Here is a 17233-nt window from a genome sequence, read left to right on the forward strand (position 1 = left end):
TCGCGGACAGTAGCGGCTGTCATGAGGTCGGCGTGCGGAACGCACAGGTAAAGATGTGTTCGGACCGGTTCGAGCGGTATGGCCGGCGCCGACACAGTGCGTTCACGGGGGCTGCGCGGACGGCCGAGAAGCGCTCTAATGGCGTCGTGGCGAGCGAGGGTGCTGCGGTACGCAGAGCGACGGGAACGGAACGTGCCGGTCATGCCCTCGACACGCTGAGCGCCACGCCCGCCTCCCCCGACCGGCTGCGCCGCGTCCTGGAACAGGCTCTCGTGCTCGCCGGGGCCGCGTTCGCCGGGGTGTACACCCTGGGTGACGATCCGTCGGTGCTCCGCCTGGCCGAGTCGGCCGGCCTGCCGCGCACGCTCTACGGCCTGCGGGACGGCTACCCCGTCAAGGGCGGCTCACCGGCCGCCGAGGGCCACCGCTCCGGCCGGACCCTCTGGCTCGGCCCGCGCGAACTCGCCGACTGCCCGGAGTCCCGGCGCACCCCTTCCCCGGACTTCTCCCTCGCCGTACTGCCCCTCGGGCCGCAGGTGGACGGCTGCCTCCTCGCCGTCAGCGAACACCCCGGCGGCTTCGGTCCCGACGACCGGGCCTGCCTGGAACTGATCGCCCGCGCCGTCGCCGTACCGGGCCCGAGCCGCCCGGCCGCCGACCTGGACGAACTGCCCGCCGACGCCTTCAGCCTGGCCATGGACACCGGCCGGGTGGAGGTCGGCACGGACATCCTGCGTCTGTTCGGCATCGACCGCGGGGACTTCGACGGCAAGGTGGAGACCCTGCTCGGCCTCACCGTGCCCGAGGACCTCCCGGCCCTGATGTCGGTGGTCGAGGCCGACCACATGTCCCTCGGCGACCGGGAGCTGGAGTTCCGCGTCCTTCAGCCGTCCGGGCCGCCCAAGTGGCTCCGGCTGCGCGGCCGTCTGCTGCCCGGCGGGGAGGGGCGCCCGGTCCGCATGGCCGGCACCGTCGCCGACGCCTCCACCCTGCGCTCCGACGTCACCGACGTGGCCCGTGTCCAGCGGCTGGCCGCCGCCCTCGCCATGGCCGGCACCGTCAAGGACGTCGGCAACGCCGTCGTCGCCGCCCTGCGCCAGCCCCTGCGGGCCGACCGCATCGCCCTGGCCGAACTGGAGAACGAACGCCTCGTCGTCACCGTCCTCGACCCGCCCGAACCCGAGTCCTGGCCCGACCTGTGGCGCACCGAGTGGCGCACCGAATGGCCCGACGCCCCGGTGCGCGCCATGCCCACCCTCGCCGCCGCCCTGAGCGAGGGCCGTGCCCGCATCTGGCCCGCCGGCTCCCCGCTGGAGGCGGCCCTCGCCGACGTCGGCCCCGGCGGCCTCGCCGTGCTGCCGCTGCTCGCGGGCGGCCGCGTGGCCGGCGCCTGCCTCATCGGCTGGGACCGCCCGCACGAGTTCGGCCCCGACGAGCGCGCCCTGCTCACCGCCTGCGCGGGCCTCGCCGGTCAGGCCCTGCTGCGCGCCCGCGCCTTCGACGCCGAGCACGAACTCGTCGGCATGCTCCAGCGGACCCTGCTCCCGCGCAGGCTGCCCCGGCTGCCCGGCGCGGTCGCCGTCGCCCGGTACCTGCCCACCACCGCGGGACTGGAGGTGGGCGGCGACTGGTACGACGTCATCCCGCTGGCCGACAACCATGTCGCCCTCGTCATCGGCGACGTCCAGGGCCACAACGCGAGCGCCGCCACCCTCATGGGCCAGATGCGCACCGCCCTGCGCGCCTACGCCGTCGAGGGCCACACCCCGGACGTCGTCGTCGCGCACGCCAACCGGCTGCTGCTGGACATGGAGACCGACCTCTTCGCCACCTGCTGCTACGTCGACGTCGACATGGAGGAGGGCACGGCCCTGTGCGTCCGGGCCGGACATCTCCAGCCCCTGCTGCGGCACCCCGACGGCTCCGTGGAGATCGTCGAGGCCGAGGGCGGACCGCCGCTCGGCGTGCTCGCCCGGGCCGAGTTCCCGATGACCCCGCTGCGCCTGCGGCCCGGCACGGTCCTCGCGCTCACCACCGACGGACTGGTGGAGTCGGCGGGCGCCGACATCGACGAGGGCATGGACCGGCTCGCCCGCGACCTCGCCGCAGCCGACCCGGGCCATCTCGGCCTCGTCGCCGACGCCCTGCTCACCGGCGCCCACCGCGACGACGACGTCGCCCTGCTGCTGACGCGCTACGACGGCATGGCGGTGCGCCCGCTGCGCGAGAGCTGGACCGTGTGGCGGGTGCCGGAGGCCGTCCGGCACGCCCGCCGCTTCACCCGGCGCACCCTGTGCGCGTGGGGTGTGTCCCCGGACACCGTGGACGCGTCCCTCCTCATCGTCTCCGAACTGGTCACCAACGCCCTCGTGCACACCGAGGGCCCGGTCCGGCTCGACCTCAGCCTGGTCGGCCGGCGCCTCCGCCTCGCCGTCGCCGACTCCTCCCCGCGCAGCCCGGTCAAGCCGACCAACATCGGCTGGGAGGCCACCGGCGGGCGCGGCATCCTGCTGGTGGAGGCGGTGTCGGCGGCCTGGGGGACGGTCCCGGTCAGCGGCGGCAAGCAGGTGTGGGCCGACCTGGTGCGGGACGTCTGAGCGGCGCGGGCCGCCGGTGCCGCCCGCCGGTGCCTTCGCCGTCGTGGACGCCCGCCGTCGTCGGCGCCCCACGCGGCGCGGGGACCCGCCACTCGGGTAGCGGTCGGAGCGGGCGACGGCAGGTCGGAGCGGGCCGCCCGCGTGCCGTGCCTAGGGTCGGGCGGTGTGTCACACACCTTCGAAGAACTGGTGCAGAAGCAACGTGCGGCCGACGCGGCCCACGCCACCGTCGAGAGCCTGCGGGAGGCCTACGGGCCGCCGGCCGAGCGGGGGATGACGGGGGCTCAGTCGGGTCAGTACGAGACGGCTCTGCGCGCCTGGCGGGACCTGGCCCGCGACGTCCAGACCGCGGTGAGCGACCACGCCCGGGACACGGGCCGGCCACGGGCCGAGATCGAGGCGGAGGTGGAACGGGCCGCGGCCCGTGCGGGGGAGGAGGGCGAGGAGGGGACACGGGGATGAGCGTGCGGGTCCGGCGCGCCGGGGCCGCACACTGCCGGTGGGACTTACGGCAGATCGGCGGCGGCACCGGACTGAGCGACAGGGAGCCGGCCGCGCCGCTCCCGGAGGCGTGCGGCGCCGGCTGGGACCGGGTCGAGCACATGGCCGACCGCGAGGGCCACGACCTGCGGTACGCGGTGGACCGGGGGCCGAGGCCCGCGAGGAACTGGGCTACCGTCCGCGCCGGGACTTCGCCACCGGTCTGGCCGAGACGGTGGCCCGGTGGCGGGACCGCCACGAGCAGCGCGCGGTGTCGAGCCCGGAGCCGGTGCCCGGCCGCTGAGGCGGGACCGCGGCCGCCGCCGTTCCGGCGCGGCGGCGGCGACGGCGACCGGTCCCCCGCGCGGACGGGGGACCGGGACGGTGCGTCAGACGCGGGTCTTCGCCAGGAGCTCCAGGATCTCCGCCGTCGTACCGGACTCGCCGAGCCGCGGGAAGATCCGCTCGACGCTGTTGCGGTGGGCCTCCGCGTCGGCGTCGGCCATCGCGTCCGTGGCGAGGGTGATGTGGTAGCCGTGGGCGTAGCCGTCACGGGCCGTGGACTCGACGCCGATGCTGGTGGCGATGCCGGTCAGCACGATCTGGGTGATGCCGCGGCGGCGCAGCTGGACGTCCAGGTCCGTGCCGAAGAAGGCGCTCCAGTTGTGCTTGGTGACCTCGATGTCGCCGGGGTTGCCGGAGAGTTCGCCGACGATGACGTCCCAGCCCTCCGGGAAGGAGAGCCCGCGGGCCTGGCGCTCGGTGCGGCCGGGGAGGGTGTCCCCGCCGTCGGCGGCGAAGGAGACGCGGACCAGGACCACGGGCAGGCCCGCGGCGCGGAAGGCGTCGGCGAGCTCCGTGCTGCGGGACACCACCTCGGGGCCCGTGTACGGCTGGGTGGGCATGCCCACGATGCCCTGCTGAAGGTCGATCACGACGAGGGCGGTACGGGGGTCGAGGGTGCTGACGGACATGGGTCGATCAGGCCTTTCGGGGGGTGAGCCGGCCGTGTGGACGGACCGGGAGGGGCGCCGGCGGCGGGACGGAGCCGGCGGTGCGGGCGCGGCGGGGGCCTGCGGCCCCACGGCGCGGCCACGGTGGGGGGAGAGAGCCGGTGGCGGCGGACTCGCCGGTGCGCCGGGGCGGACTCGGGGAGACACCGCCGAGGGCGCGGGCCCAGGTGTCAGGGCCGCGAGAGCCGGTCCATGAGCTCCAGCGCGGTGAGCACGGTGGACCGCTCCTCCTCGGTGAAGCGGTCCTGGAAGGCGCGGGCCAGCCATTCCTCGCGCAGCTGCTTGTTGCCCTCGACACGGGTGCGGCCCGCGTCGGTGAGCGTGACCAGCTGGCGGCGGCCGTCCGCCGGGTCCGGAGCGCGGCGGATCAGACCGTGCTGTTCGAGCGCGGCCAGGGTGGCGGCCATCGACTGCGGCCGCACGCCCTCGGCGGCGGCCAGCGCACTGGCCGTGGCCGCTCCGTGTTTGCCGGCCAGCGAGAGCGCCGATTCCTGGGACGGCGTCAGATCGGCGTCCTGCGCGACCTCGCGGATGCGCCGCCGCAGCCGGCTGAACACGACGCGCAGATCGCGCGCGGCGAGCGCGGCGGAGTCCGAGATGTCATCCATGCCGTGAGCGTAGAACCGTCAGGTAAAACTGTCCAGTCCAGACTGTTTAATACTGCCTGACGACCTCACCGGGCGCGGTTGTCCGGCCCGCTCGCACCGGTGCCGCGCCGGTGCCGTACCGGTGCGGGACCGTGCCGCGCCGTGCCGCGTCGGGCCGCTCGCTCTCGGCGCGCGCGATCGACGAGGAGCTGATGTGCTGGACGGGGGGTGCTGCCCACCGTCCCCGTTCCCCGGAGAGACGCATGAGTACCTATCGAGTCGCGCAGGTGACCGCCCCCGGCGGCACGTTCGAGCTGGTGGAGCGGGAGGTGCCGCGGCCGGGACCCGGCCAGGTGAGGATCGCCGTCGAGGCGTGCGGGATCTGCCACAGCGACGCCTTCTTCGTGGACGGCGCGCTGCCCGGCGTGACGTTCCCCGAGGTCGCCGGACACGAGATCGCCGGGCGCGTCGCCGAGCTGGGTGACGGGGTGGAGGGCCGCGGCTGGCAGGTCGGCGACCGGGTGGCCGTCGGCTGGTTCGGCGGCAGCTGCGGCTACTGCACGCCCTGCCGCGACGGCGACTTCGTCGTCTGCGTGCGCCTGAAGGTGCCGGGCTGGGCCTACGACGGCGGCTTCGCCGAGCAGGTGATCGTCCCGCAGGACGCCCTGGCCAGGATCCCCGAAGGGCTGTCGGCGAGCGACGCCGGACCCATGGCCTGCGCGGGCGTGACCACGTTCAACGGGCTGCTCCGCAGTGTCGCGGAGGCCGGGGACCTGGTCGCCGTCCTCGGCATCGGCGGCCTCGGCCACCTCGGGGTGCAGTACGCGGCCGCGATGGGGTTCGAGACCGTGGCGATCGCCCGCGGTGCCGACAAGGACGGCTTCGCCAGGCAGCTCGGTGCCCATCACTACATCGACAGCACCTCCGGCACCTCGGTCGCCGAGGCGTTGCAGGCCCTCGGCGGCGCCAAGGTGGTCCTGGCCACCGCCGGCAACGCCGAGGCCATGGCGGCCGCGGTGGACGGCCTGACGCCGCGCGGACAGCTCGTGGTGATCGGGGTGACTCCCGAGCCCATGAAGATCGCGCCCGCTCAGCTGATCCTGGCCGCCCGCGAGGTCACCGGCCATCCGTCGGGCACCGCACAAGAGGTGCAGGACACCATGGAGTTCAGCGCCCTGCACGGCATCCGTCCCATGACCGAGACCGTGCCCCTGGACCAGGTCGGCGAGGCTTACCAGAAGATGCTCGCGGGTGAGGCCCGCTTCCGGATGGTGCTCACCATGGACTGACCGCGCATGGACCGACCGCGAAGGACGCGCCGGCCGCGCACGCATGTACGCACGGATCGGTGGAACGCGCGGGCGGCCGCCGCCGCTCAAGGCCGCCTGCGGGCGCCTGTCCCCTTGCGGGCTCAGGGCCTTGCGGGCTCAGGTCTCCTTGCGGCGGCCGCCGTCTGTCACGCCCCGAGCCGGCGGGCGGCCGCGTCGACGGTCTGCTCCAGCAGCGTGGCGATCGTCATGGGCCCGACCCCGCCCGGCACCGGCGTGATCAGCGACGCCCGCTCGACCGCCGAGTCGAAGTCGACGTCACCGACGTTGCCCGCGTTGTAGCCGGCGTCGACGACGACGGCGCCCGGCTTGATGTCCTGGCCGCGGATGAGGCGCGGCCGGCCCACCGCGGCCACCACGATGTCCGCCTCGCGCACGGCGGCCGACAGGTCCCGCGTGCGCGAGTGGCAGTACGTCACCGTCGCGTCGCGGGCCAGCAGCAGCATGCCGGCCGGCTTGCCGAGGATCGCGCTGCGGCCCACCACCACGGCCCGCTTCCCCGCGGGGTCGACGCCGTACGCGTCCAGCAGCCGCATGATGCCGCCGGGCGTGCAGGAGACGAAGCCCGGCAGGCCGAAGCTCATCGTGGCGAACGACGCGAACGTGACGCCGTCGACGTCCTTCTCCGGCGCTATCGCCTCGAACGCGGCCCGCTCGTCGACGTGGTCGCCCACCGGATGCTGCAGCAGAATCCCGTGCACGGCCGGATCGGCCGACAACTCCCGCAGGGCGGCGACGAGTTCCGCGGTGGTCGTGGCGGCCGGCAGAGCCACGTGACGGGACTCGATGCCGGCCTTGCGGCAGCGGTTCTGCTTCATCCGCACGTACGTCACGGACGCCGGGTCCTCGCCGACGAGCACCGTCGCCAGACAGGGCGTGACGCCCGTCCGGCCGGTGAGGGCGGCGGCCTTCCCGGCGGTCTCCTCGACGATGCGGCGGGCGACGGCGGTGCCGTCCATGAGGCGGGCCTGGGTCACCTGGGTCATGTGCGCTCCTGAGCGGTTCGACGTTCATCGCCCAGGCGCGCGGCATCGATCGCGGACCGCTCCCCGGTGGTACTCCACCTCAGCGCCAGTCACGGCCCGCGTACAGCGTAACCGAGACCCCGGAACGCACCCCGGGCGCCATCGCACCGCCCGCCGGGAGGAACTCCGGACCCGCCGCCGCACCGCCCGCCGCGGGGAACTCAGGACTCGCCGCCGCACCGCCCGCCGCGGGGAACTCCGGACCCGACGCCGGCGGTGCCGGCCGCGGGGAGCTCCTGACCGCGGTGCCGTCCACCGGACCGCGGGCGGGCCGGACAGGTCAACGGAGTCACCGGAACCGGGAACCCCGTCGCCGCGACGCGTGCGGCACGGGCGCGTGCGGGTGGGCACGGGCCGCGCGGACGAGGCAGCGCAGCAGCTCCGCGGAGGCCCGCAGGACCTGCACGGACGGCGGCCCCGGCTGCGAGGCGTGCGGCGCACCGGCGCGGCCGAGCGTCGTCCTCGCCGTGAAGGTCCACGTCAGCCTGGAGCTGAAGTGGACCCGCGCGGCCGGCCTGCCTAGCCCTCGTCCCATGCCTGGATCATGATCTGTTCGCCGATCCGGCCGTCCCGCAGCGTGACCATCGACTCGGCGATGACCTTCGTGCCGTCCGCGTACTGGCAGGACTCGGTGAACGCGGCGTGCGTGCCCTCGATGACGCACTGTTCCAGGTGATGCGTCATGTCGCGGCTGTAGACCTCGTCCAGCATCTCGGCGATCTCGCCGCGGCCCCGGATGATCTTCGGATGGCTCGGCCGGTCGTTCTGGTCGATGATGCGTATCTCCGCGTCGTCCGCGTAGAGGGACAGCAGGATGTTCCCGGTGTCGCCCTCGATGCCCCGGCGCAGGGTGTCGACGTCGAAGCCGGAGCCTGAAGCGGTGCCCATGATGACCTCCTTCGGGCGCCCGCGGCCCTGTCGGGAGCGCACAGCACGGGCCCCACCTTCGAGACTCCTCCGCCCGGCCGGTCCCGGCAAACGCAGCCGCCGCCCTCCGCCTCACGAGTGAGTACGGCCCGGAGCCCGTGTCCGGCCGGGGGGCACGGCCGTTGCTGAGGGCATGATCTCAACACGACGTATCGTCGCCGCCGTCGGTCTCGCCGTCGGTGTCACCGGCCTCGCCGCCCCCCTGGCGAACGCGGCCGGCGCGGGCACCCCGGACTCCGGGCAGATCAACCCGATGACGGCGCTGGACACCCTCGCCACCGGCGACATCCCCGCCGAACACCGGGCCGAGGTACCGCGCGTCAGCGACCAGCTGCGCTCGCTGAACGACCTGGGTCCCGGCCTGAACCGGCTGAACGAGCTCCACCAGCTCACCGACCTCGCCGCACCCGTGACCGGCCTGCTCCCCGCCGTCGAGGCCTGACCCGGCCTCCGACCCGAGGGCCGCCCCCGCCGGGGCGGCCCTCGGCGCTTTTCCGCCTCTCCTTCCGTCGGCGCCCCTCGCCGCCGCGTCCGCCCGGACTTCCGGGCCCGTCCGTGCCGCGCCGGCAGCGGAAGGATCCGCCGTCTCCGTCGTGTCCGTGCCGCCACCCGCGGGTCGCGCGTAGGGTCGTCACCGTACGAGGTATTCGAGGAAGAGAGGCCAGGTCATGGCGCAGGAAGTACGCGGCGTAGTCGCACCGGGGAAGGACGAGCCCGTACGGGTCGAGACGATCGTGATCCCGGACCCGGGGCCGGGTGAGGCCGTCGTGAAGATCCAGGCCTGCGGCGTCTGCCACACCGATCTGCACTACAAGGAGGGCGGAATCAACGACGAGTTCCCCTTCCTGCTCGGCCATGAGGCGGCCGGCGTCGTGGAGTCGGTCGGCGAGGGCGTCACCGACGTGGCGCCCGGTGACTTCGTCGTCCTCAACTGGCGTGCGGTGTGCGGCAACTGCCGTGCCTGTCTGCGCGGCCGCCCCTGGTACTGCTTCAACACCCATAACGCCAAGCAGAAGATGACCCTCGCCTCCACCGGGCAGGAGCTCACCCCCGCCCTCGGGATCGGGGCGTTCGCGGAGAAGACGCTGGTTGCCGCCGGGCAGTGCACCAAGGTCGACCCCGCCGTCTCCCCGGCCGTGGCCGGTCTGCTCGGCTGCGGTGTGATGGCCGGCCTCGGTGCCGCGATCAACACCGGCGGCGTGGGCCGCGGCGACACGGTCGCCGTCATCGGCTGCGGCGGCGTCGGGGACGCGGCCATCGCGGGGGCGAACCTCGCCGGAGCCTCGAAGATCATCGCCGTCGACCTCGACGACCGGAAGCTGGGGCTGGCGCGCACCCTGGGTGCCACGCACACCGTCAACTCCCGTGAGACCGACCCGGTCGAGGCGATCCGTGAGCTGACCGGCGGCTTCGGCGCCGATGTCGTGATCGACGCGGTCGGCCGCCCCGAGACGTACAAGCAGGCCTTCTACGCCCGCGACCTGGCCGGCACCGTCGTCCTCGTCGGGGTGCCCACCCCCGAGATGAAGCTCGAACTGCCGCTGCTCGACGTCTTCGGCCGCGGCGGCGCGCTCAAGTCCTCCTGGTACGGCGACTGTCTGCCCTCGCGGGACTTCCCCATGCTCATCGACCTGCACCTGCAGGGCCGCCTGCCGCTCGACGCGTTCGTCAGCGAGACGATCGGCATCGACGAGGTGGAGCAGGCCTTCGAGCGGATGCAGAAGGGCGACGTCCTGCGTTCGGTGGTGGTGCTGTGATGACCGCCCGCATCGAACGCCTCGTCACCGCCGGCCAGTTCAGCCTCGACGGCGGCACCTGGGACGTCGACAACAACGTGTGGATCGTCGGTGACGACCACGAGGTGATCGTCATCGACGCCGCCCACGACGCCGAGGCCATCCTCCGCGCGGTCGGCGACCGCCGGGTCACCGCGATCGTGTGCACCCACGCGCACAACGACCACATCGACGCGGCCCCCGCCCTCGCCGACCTCACCGGCGCCACCATCTGGCTGCACCCCGACGACCTCGGGCTGTGGAAGCAGACCCACCCCGACCGCGACCCCGACGCCCATCTCGTCGACGGCCAGGTCCTGGAGGCCGCCGGCGCCGACCTGACCGTCCTGCACACCCCCGGTCACGCGCCCGGCGCGGTCTGCCTGTACGACCCGGGGCTCGGCGCCGTCTTCACCGGTGACACCCTCTTCCAGGGCGGACCGGGGGCCACGGGGCGGTCGTACTCCCACTTCCCGACGATCATCGACTCCGTCCGTGACCGGCTGCTGACCCTCCCGCCGGAGACCAAGGTCCTCACCGGCCACGGCGACTCCACCACCATCGGCGCCGAGGCGCCCCACCTCCAGGAGTGGATCGACCGGGGGCACTGATCCCCTCCTGCGGAGCCGCGCACGAGGACGGCCGGCCCGTAAGGCCGTACACCGGTGACTCAGAGCCCGGGCACCGGCCGGCGGGCCGGGTGTCCGGGCGGCAGCTCCAGGTCCTCGCGCACGGCCGCGCAGTAGCCCTCGCGGCCGGAGCGCTGCCGCTCCAGCAGGGCCTGCCAGGCCCCGGGATCGCGCCGCTCCTCCCGCCGGAAACGGGCCCGGTCGCCCCGGACGGCCGCGAGACAGGAGCCGAGCGCGCCGATCACGACCCCGATGAGAACGGGCAGTTGCTGCAGAAACGCGGACATGTGCGCCACGCTGTCTGTCGCGTCGATCGACCGGCACGTACGGTCGCTGTCATGACCGGACTGGAACGCTTCGCGGGACACGGGGTTCTCGTCACCGGCGCCGCCCGCGGTATCGGCGCCGCCGTCGCCCGGCGGCTCGGGCAGGAAGGCGCGCGGGTGCTCGTCACCGACCAGGACCCGCCCGAGGCGGAACGCACGGCCGCCGCGCTGTGCGAACAGGGCCTCACCGCCGAGGCGTTGGCGTGCGACGTCGCCGACCGCGCCTCCGTCGAGGCGGCCGTCGCGTACGCCGTGGAGGCCTTCGGCTCGCTCGACGTCCTGGTCAACTGCGCCGCCCACTGCAGCCCGGACGTGCCGCTGTTCGAGGACGACCCCGACGAGCACTGGGCCCGCGACCTGGACGTCACCCTCACCGGCGCCTACCGCTGCTGCCGCGCCGCCCTGCCGCACCTCGCCGCCTCCGGACGCGGTGCCATCGTGAGCATCGGCTCGGTCAACGGGCTCCAGGACTTCGGCAACCACGCCTACAGCGCGGCCAAGGCGGGCCTCGGCTCCCTCACCCGGACCCTCGCCGGGCACGCGGCCGCGCGCGGTGTCCGGATGAACCTCGTCGCACCGGGCACCGTCCGCACCTCGGCCTGGGAAGGGCGCGAGAAGGACCTCGACGCCCTCCGCGCCCTCTATCCGCTCGGCCGGATCGGCGAACCCGACGACATCGCGGCGGCCGTCGCTTTCCTGGCCTCCCGCGACGCCGCCTGGATCACCGGCACCACGCTCGTGGTCGACGGCGGACTCACGGCCGTGCAGAGCGGGTTCCACGCCGTCCTCGGCCGGGGCTGAACCTCCGGCGACGGCCGGGCAGCGCACGGCGGACGGGGAAGCGTGGGGAGAGCGGGGAGAAGCGGACGCGAGGTGGCGAAGTTCACCGTTTCGTCACAACCCGGCCGGAACCACAACCCTGGAGCGTTCCGGCGGGTCTAGTAGGCGGAAGCCGCGGATACCGCGCACGGGCCGCCCGGGTGTGTCCCGGGCGCAAGGGGAGCACAGCGGGAGAAGGGGAAGGGGAGGCATGGGGGACGTACGCAGACGAGGTGTCGTCGCACTTGGTGTCACCGGACTGGTGGCGCCGCTCACGCTCGCGTTCGGAGCGGCACCGGCCCAGGCCGCGAGCTGCACCGCGCAGGCGGGGCCGTACCAGAAGCAGGTGGAGAAGTTCCTGGGCCGTCCGGTGGACGGCAAGCAGTCGTCCGGCGACTGCTCGGCCATTCGCTCCTTCCAGAACAAGCACGGCATCACGCCCGCCATCGGCTACGCGGGTTCCGTCACCTGGGGCGTGATGGACCTCATGAACAAGCAGAAGGCCGTGGGGAAGAACCCCGGCAAGGACGGCAAGTGCCCGGTGAACAAGGGTCGTATCGCCTGCGTGAACCTCACGCTCCAGCTGAGCTGGATCCAGGACGGCAAGAAGCTCGTGCACGGGCCCGTGCCGGTGCGCACCGGACGCAACGGCTACGAGACGCGCACCGGGCTGAAGAAGATCTACTGGCGGGACATCGACCACGTCTCGAACCTGTACGACGTGCCGATGCCCTACAGCCAGTTCTTCGACGGCGGCCAGGCCTTCCACGCGGTGAACCTCAGCATGTGGAACCCGCCGGGATCGCACGGCTGTGTGAACATGACCACGAAGGAGGCCAAGGCGTACTGGTCGCTGCTGAAGAACGGCGACGACGTCTTCGTCTACGGCCGCAAGCCCGGCACTTGAGCGGCGGGCAGGCGGGCGCGGAGCCTGAATTCCGCGCCCGCGGCCTCGTTTGACGTGATGAGCGACACGGTCCGGAATGTCCGGATCAGGGGTACTTACTCACAGCGCCTTCACTCCGGTCGGCATATGCTTCACAGCATGTCCACCACTGTTGAAACCGTCTCCGAGCGATCGGCCGCGGAGGTCAACGAGGAGATCCGGGCCCTGTGGCTCCGGTCGGGCGGGACACTGACCACCGAGCAGCGCGCGGAGTACCAGCGCCTCGTGCTGGAGTGGGCCGCCGCGGCCCCCGAGTAGGACCGGGTGGTCCGCGCCGACCGCTGCCGTGACGTCCCGGACGTCCTTGGAACTCCGCGCAGCCTCCGTCAGCCCCAGGTGGCCGAGTAGTACCGACGGTAGGCCCTGCGGTCCTGCTCCGCCCGGATGAACCGGGTCGCGATCAGGAGGATCAGGCTCACCGCCACGATCAGCAGCCCGGGAGCGATGTTCCGGGTGTCCGTGAGCTGCGCCAGCAGGGTCTGGCCCTCGGTGGCTCCGGTGACCGGCGCCGAGGATCCCGGGGACGCCGAGTTCGGCGCCATCGCGCCCTGTCCGGCGGTGGCCGCGGGCGCCGGGGTGGCGCCCTGGGTGCCGCCGGCGTTCTGCGCGGACACGAGGAGGCGGACGTTCAGCGCCGCCATCGCCTTCGTCACCGGCTGGAAGAACGTCGTCCCGCCCGTGGTGCAGTCACCGTTGCCGCCCGAGGTGATGCCGAGCGCCACCCCCTCGGAGAAGAGCGGGCCGCCGCTGTCGCCGGGCTCCGCGCACACATCGGTCTGGATGAGTCCGGTGACCGCGCCCTCGGGATAGTTCACGGTCGCGTTCAGCGCGGTCACCTGCCCGTCGTGCAGCCCGCTGGTGCTGCCGCTGCGGAACACCCGCTGCCCGACCGACGGATCCGCCGCCCCGGTGATCCGGACGCCCTTGCCGCCGCCGATCGAGACCACGTCGGCGCCCTGACCGGCCGAACCGGAGTCGTAGCGCACCAGCGAGAAGTCGTTGCCGGGGAAGGTGCCGCGGACCGTGCTGCCCAGCTTCTGGTTGCCCTGGCTGTCGGCGAACCAGATGGATCCGGTCGGACCGCAGTGCCCCGCGGTGAGGATGAAGTCCCGCTGTCCGTCACTGACGTTGAACCCCGCCGAACAGCGGCCGCCCGTCGACAGAATGGGCAGAGCGCCGTTCAGCCGCGTGGTGAAGGCGCCCTTCATGCGTTCCATGTGCACGAACCCGCCGATGCCCGAGGCGAGTTCGGACAGTTTCGACCAGTCCCCGGCCGACACCGTCCGGTCGGCCTCCACCATCACCTGGTTGGTCCGGTAGTCCACGGCCCACGCCGTGCCCGGCACCCGGGGCGCCGAGGCGAGTCTGGCGGTGGCGGACTTCAGTTCGTCCATGCTGTGCGGCACGACCTTGGCCACGGCTCCCGCTCCGCGCACCTCCCGCGCGGCGCCCGCGTCCGTCACCGCGACGACGGGGCGCCCGTCGGCCCCGATCCAGCTGCCCGCCGTCCGCGCCGTGCCGAGCTTCGCCGCGAGCGTGGCGGCGGTGCCGCCCGCCGCGCCGGCCGGACCGCTCCCGCCGGCCGTCCCGGACGGGGCGGCGCGGGTGGCGGGCGCGCCTGGCGGCTCGCTCGCCATGGCCGCCTGGGCGACCATCGCGCCTCCCAGAAGAAGTCCGCCGACCGCCGCCACCCGTGTCACCCGCCGGACGACCCGTCGTCGTACATGCTTCATGCAATGGCTCCCGAACCCCGGACGCGCGATGCCTCTCCGGCACCGCGGGGGCCCTCCGGTCGTCGAGCGCCCGAACCTGAGTACGCACCCCGGGCCCTGGGCGTTCACCGGTGCCCGCGGTATTCGGCGGCGGCCGCGGCGGGCGCGCGGCATGCGCGCGGCGTGTGGGGCGAAGGCCCCCGCCGGCGCTCGGGAGCCGGCCCCCGGGTGGTGGCGGCGCGCCCGGACCGCCGCGGGCGCCGTCAGTTCTTGCGCGCGACACCGCCGAACATGGCCACCTCCTCCGGCTCGGCCCCGTGCGCGTGCTCCGGGCGCCAGCGCGAGCAGGACACCACGCCCGGCTCCAGCAGCTCCAGCCCCTCGAAGAACCGGGCGACGTCCTCGGGGGTGCGCTGGGTGAGCTTCGGAGTGCCGTGCTCGTTCCAGAACTCGACCGCCTCGTCCACGTCCGGCATCGACGGGCTGGTGATGGTGTGCGACAGCACCAGATGACTGCCGGAGGGCAGCCGGTCCGTCAACTGCCGCACCAGGCCGTACGGGTCCTCGTCGTCACCGATGAAGATGGTCACGCCCAGCAGCATCAGCGCCACGGGCTCGCTGAAGTCCAGCGTCTTCGAGGCGTGTTCGAGGATCGCGTCGACGTTGCGCAGATCCTCGTCCAGATAGTCGGTACGGCCCTCGGGGGTGCTCGTGAGCAGGGCGCGGGCGTGCGCGAGGACCAGCGGGTCGTTGTCGACGTACACGATCCGGGTCTCCGGCGCGATGCGCTGGGCGACCTCGTGCGTGTTGTCGGCCGTGGGCAGCCCGGTGCCGATGTCCAGGAACTGCCGGATGCCCACCTCGCCCACCAGGTGGCTCACCGCCCGCCCGAGGAACAGCCGGTCGGCGCGCGCGTACTCGCCGATGCCCGGATGCAGCTGGCGGATCTGGTCACCGGCCGCGCGGTCGACCTCGTAGTTGTCCTTGCCGCCGAGCCAGTAGTTCCAGATCCGGGCGGTGTGCGGCTGGCTGGTGTTGACGCGGGCACGCAGGGACGCGGCGACGTCGTTGGTGGTGGCCGGGTTGTCGGTCACGTGGGTCAGCTCCTGGATACCGGGTGAGAGGTGCAGGGTTCAACCGGCAATCTAGACCGCCCAGTTGATCTCCGCCGCTGGTCCGGGGATATCGGCCCGCGAGGCAGGGGAGAGGGCCGGCCGACGAGGGCCGTCGCCGTGCCGTGCGCTGCCGTGCCGGGCGGTGCGCGCGGAACGGAGCCGCCGTGCCGTGTGCTGCGGTGCCGGGCGGTGCGCGCGGAACGGAGCCGCCGTGGTGGTGCGCGTGGAACGGAGGCGCAGGGGGTGCGGGGTGCGCGCCACGCCCGTGCCGTCCGTCCCGTTCGCGGTCGGCGCCGACGCCTATCTTGAGCCCCATGACCAGCACCCCGCACGAGGCGCCCGGCCCGCCCGGCCCCCTGCGCGCGCTCGGCCTGGACCGGCTGCGCCGTCGTACGAGCATGAAATGGCGCACCTACCCCGAGGACGTGCTGCCCCTGTGGGTGGCCGAGATGGACGTGCCGATCGCCGGGCCCGTCGTACGGGCCGTCACCGACGCGCTCGCGCTCGGCGACACGGGCTACCCCGCGGGCACCGCCTACGCCGAGGCACTGGCCGGCTTCGCCGCCGGACGCTGGAACTGGGACGGCGTCGCCGTCGAACGCACCGCCCTCGTGCCCGACGTCATGCTCGGCGCGGTGGAGATGCTGAAACTGGTCACCGGCCCCGGGGAGCCGGTGATCGTCAACTCGCCGGTGTACCCGCCGTTCTACCAGTTCATCACGCACATGGAGCGGCAGGTGGTGGAGGCCCCGCTCGGCGCCGGACTCCGCATCGACCTCGATGTGCTGGAGGAGGCGTTCCGGACGGCGACCGCCGGAGGCGGCCGCGCCGCGTTCCTGCTGTGCAGCCCGCACAACCCCACCGGCACCTTGCACACCGCCGCCGAACTGGCCGCCGTCGCGGACCTCGCCGAACGGTACGGCGTCCGGGTGGTCGCCGACGAGGTCCACGCGCCGCTCGTCTCCCCGGCCGTCACCTTCGTGCCGTATCTGAGCGTGCCCGGCGCCGGCCGGGGCCTGTCGCTGATGTCCGCCTCCAAGGGCTGGAACCTGCCCGGACTCAAGGCCGCCCTCGCCCTCGCCGCACCCGGTGCCGCGGCCGACCTCGGCCGGCTGCCCGAGGAGGTCGGCCACGGCCCCAGCCACCTCGGCGTCCTCGCCCACACCGCCGCCCTGAACGACGCCGTCGACTGGCTGGACGCGCTGCTCCCCGGCATCGACGACAACCGGCGGCTGCTCACCGCGCTCCTCGCCGAGCACCTCCCCGGCGTCCGCGTGCACCCCGCCGAAGCCACCTACCTCGCGTGGCTCGACTGCCGGGATCTCGGCCTCGGCGACGATCCCGCGCAGGTCTTCCTGGAGCGCGGCAGGGTCGCCCTCAGCTCCGGCATCCCCTTCGGCACCGGCGGCGCCGGGCACGTGCGCCTCAACCTGGGGACCTCTCCCGAGATCCTCGCCGAGGCGGTACGGCGGATGTCGGCGGCCGTGGCCTGAGGGCTCCTCCTAGACTGCGTGCATGGACGAGACCCTCGCCGCCCGGCTCGGCGCCGGCAAGTACCTGTTGGTCACCAGCTTCCGCAAGGACGGCACCCCCGTGGCCACCCCGGTCTGGGTGGTCCCGGACGGCGGTGCGCTCGGCGTCTGGACGGCCGCCGACAGCTGGAAGGTCAAGCGGATCCGCCGCCGGGCCGATGTCCTGGTCGGGCCCTGCGACGTGCGCGGCAATCCCACCGGCGACCAGGTCCCGGCCGATGCCGTGATCGCCGACGCGGCCACCACCGCGCGCTACCGTGATCTCGTCGCGCGCAAGTACGGCATCGTCGGCCGCCTCACCCTGTTCGGCAGCCGGCTGCGCCGCGGCCTGGAGGGCACGGTGGGCATCACGGTCACGCTGAAGCCGTGAAGCCGTGAAGCCGTGAAGCCGTGAAGCCGTGAAGCCGTGAAGCCGTGAAGCC

General features: G+C 73.6%; 19 protein-coding genes and 1 riboswitch. Of the genes, 11 read left to right on the forward strand and 8 right to left on the reverse strand.

Annotated features, from left to right (window positions below; translation table 11 throughout):
- The first annotated feature begins 146 nt into the window (after window positions 1-146).
- Both ACIPRD_RS08785 and ACIPRD_RS08790 read left to right on the forward strand, forming a co-directional pair.
- Window positions 147-2597, forward strand: a complete 2451-nt coding sequence (locus ACIPRD_RS08785; RefSeq protein ID WP_356404894.1) for a SpoIIE family protein phosphatase — start codon at window positions 147-149, stop codon at window positions 2595-2597.
- 165 nt (window positions 2598-2762) lie between these two features.
- Window positions 2763-3059, forward strand: coding sequence for a hypothetical protein (locus tag ACIPRD_RS08790; protein WP_356404896.1), 297 nt, complete (start codon window positions 2763-2765; stop codon window positions 3057-3059).
- Between the two features lie 407 nt (window positions 3060-3466).
- Here ACIPRD_RS08790 and ACIPRD_RS08795 read toward each other — a convergent pair whose 3' ends face one another.
- Both ACIPRD_RS08795 and ACIPRD_RS08800 read right to left on the reverse strand, forming a co-directional pair.
- A complete protein-coding gene (locus ACIPRD_RS08795; protein WP_356404898.1) occupies window positions 3467-4051 on the reverse strand; it encodes a hydrolase in 585 nt (194 codons plus the stop codon).
- 209 nt (window positions 4052-4260) lie between these two features.
- Window positions 4261-4698, reverse strand: coding sequence for a MarR family transcriptional regulator (locus tag ACIPRD_RS08800; RefSeq protein ID WP_356404900.1), 438 nt, complete (start codon window positions 4696-4698; stop codon window positions 4261-4263).
- A gap of 242 nt (window positions 4699-4940) precedes the next feature.
- Between ACIPRD_RS08800 and ACIPRD_RS08805 the strand changes: the two genes are divergently transcribed.
- A complete protein-coding gene (locus ACIPRD_RS08805; RefSeq protein ID WP_356404902.1) occupies window positions 4941-5966 on the forward strand; it encodes an alcohol dehydrogenase catalytic domain-containing protein in 1026 nt (341 codons plus the stop codon).
- 167 nt (window positions 5967-6133) lie between these two features.
- On the opposite strand, the gene ACIPRD_RS08810 is transcribed toward ACIPRD_RS08805, so the two are convergent.
- From ACIPRD_RS08810 to ACIPRD_RS08820, 3 genes are all read right to left on the reverse strand, one after another.
- Window positions 6134-6982, reverse strand: a complete 849-nt coding sequence (locus tag ACIPRD_RS08810) for a bifunctional 5,10-methylenetetrahydrofolate dehydrogenase/5,10-methenyltetrahydrofolate cyclohydrolase (protein WP_356405280.1) — start codon at window positions 6980-6982, stop codon at window positions 6134-6136.
- A gap of 31 nt (window positions 6983-7013) precedes the next feature.
- Window positions 7014-7094: riboswitch (ZMP/ZTP riboswitch) on the reverse strand.
- A 225-nt stretch (window positions 7095-7319) separates the two neighbouring features.
- The gene (locus ACIPRD_RS08815) at window positions 7320-7565 is read right to left on the reverse strand and encodes a hypothetical protein (RefSeq protein WP_401561343.1); all 246 of its coding nucleotides are present in this window, start codon (window positions 7563-7565) and stop codon (window positions 7320-7322) included.
- Window positions 7550-7918, reverse strand: coding sequence for a nuclear transport factor 2 family protein (locus ACIPRD_RS08820; protein WP_356404904.1), 369 nt, complete (start codon window positions 7916-7918; stop codon window positions 7550-7552). The genes ACIPRD_RS08815 and ACIPRD_RS08820 overlap by 16 nt, the downstream gene beginning before the upstream one ends.
- 172 nt (window positions 7919-8090) lie before the next feature.
- Between ACIPRD_RS08820 and ACIPRD_RS08825 the strand changes: the two genes are divergently transcribed.
- The 3 genes from ACIPRD_RS08825 to ACIPRD_RS08835 all read left to right on the forward strand — a co-directional run bounded on the left by ACIPRD_RS08825 (window position 8091) and on the right by ACIPRD_RS08835 (window position 10343).
- Window positions 8091-8399 carry a hypothetical protein gene (locus ACIPRD_RS08825; protein ID WP_356404906.1) on the forward strand — a complete coding sequence of 103 codons (309 nt, stop codon included), beginning with the start codon at window positions 8091-8093 and terminating at the stop codon, window positions 8397-8399.
- A gap of 226 nt (window positions 8400-8625) precedes the next feature.
- Complete coding sequence (locus tag ACIPRD_RS08830; RefSeq protein WP_401561347.1) at window positions 8626-9714, forward strand: S-(hydroxymethyl)mycothiol dehydrogenase; 1089 nt, start codon at window positions 8626-8628, stop codon at window positions 9712-9714.
- Window positions 9714-10343, forward strand: coding sequence for an MBL fold metallo-hydrolase (locus tag ACIPRD_RS08835; protein WP_401561350.1), 630 nt, complete (start codon window positions 9714-9716; stop codon window positions 10341-10343). Before ACIPRD_RS08830 ends, ACIPRD_RS08835 begins: the two co-directional genes overlap by 1 nt.
- 59 nt (window positions 10344-10402) lie before the next feature.
- On the opposite strand, the gene ACIPRD_RS08840 is transcribed toward ACIPRD_RS08835, so the two are convergent.
- Entirely contained in the window at window positions 10403-10648 is a 246-nt protein-coding gene (locus ACIPRD_RS08840) for a hypothetical protein (RefSeq protein WP_401561353.1), read from the reverse strand.
- 51 nt (window positions 10649-10699) lie between these two features.
- Between ACIPRD_RS08840 and ACIPRD_RS08845 the strand changes: the two genes are divergently transcribed.
- The 3 genes from ACIPRD_RS08845 to ACIPRD_RS08855 all read left to right on the forward strand — a co-directional run bounded on the left by ACIPRD_RS08845 (window position 10700) and on the right by ACIPRD_RS08855 (window position 12710).
- Complete coding sequence (locus ACIPRD_RS08845) at window positions 10700-11488, forward strand: SDR family NAD(P)-dependent oxidoreductase (protein WP_401561356.1); 789 nt, start codon at window positions 10700-10702, stop codon at window positions 11486-11488.
- 229 nt (window positions 11489-11717) lie between these two features.
- Window positions 11718-12413, forward strand: a complete 696-nt coding sequence (locus ACIPRD_RS08850; RefSeq protein WP_356404916.1) for a L,D-transpeptidase — start codon at window positions 11718-11720, stop codon at window positions 12411-12413.
- A gap of 138 nt (window positions 12414-12551) precedes the next feature.
- Complete coding sequence (locus ACIPRD_RS08855; protein ID WP_356405312.1) at window positions 12552-12710, forward strand: hypothetical protein; 159 nt, start codon at window positions 12552-12554, stop codon at window positions 12708-12710.
- 68 nt (window positions 12711-12778) lie between these two features.
- Here the strand turns inward: ACIPRD_RS08855 and ACIPRD_RS08860 are convergent, their stop codons facing one another.
- Complete coding sequence (locus ACIPRD_RS08860; RefSeq protein WP_401561359.1) at window positions 12779-14185, reverse strand: S1 family peptidase; 1407 nt, start codon at window positions 14183-14185, stop codon at window positions 12779-12781.
- 242 nt (window positions 14186-14427) lie between these two features.
- Window positions 14428-15258 (reverse strand): SAM-dependent methyltransferase, encoded by an 831-nt coding sequence (locus ACIPRD_RS08865; RefSeq protein ID WP_356404920.1) that lies wholly within the window; start codon window positions 15256-15258, stop codon window positions 14428-14430.
- A gap of 335 nt (window positions 15259-15593) precedes the next feature.
- On the opposite strand from ACIPRD_RS08865, the gene ACIPRD_RS08870 reads away from it, so the two are divergent.
- The gene (locus ACIPRD_RS08870) at window positions 15594-16772 is read left to right on the forward strand and encodes a MalY/PatB family protein (protein WP_401561362.1); all 1179 of its coding nucleotides are present in this window, start codon (window positions 15594-15596) and stop codon (window positions 16770-16772) included.
- 22 nt (window positions 16773-16794) lie between these two features.
- Window positions 16795-17181: a PPOX class F420-dependent oxidoreductase gene (locus ACIPRD_RS08875; RefSeq protein ID WP_356404924.1), complete on the forward strand. Its 387-nt coding sequence runs from the start codon at window positions 16795-16797 to the stop codon at window positions 17179-17181.
- Window positions 17182-17233 lie beyond the last annotated feature (52 nt).

It is taken from the genome of Streptomyces sp. NPDC090108, assembly GCF_044747185.1.
In the GTDB taxonomy this organism is placed as follows: domain Bacteria; phylum Actinomycetota; class Actinomycetes; order Streptomycetales; family Streptomycetaceae; genus Streptomyces.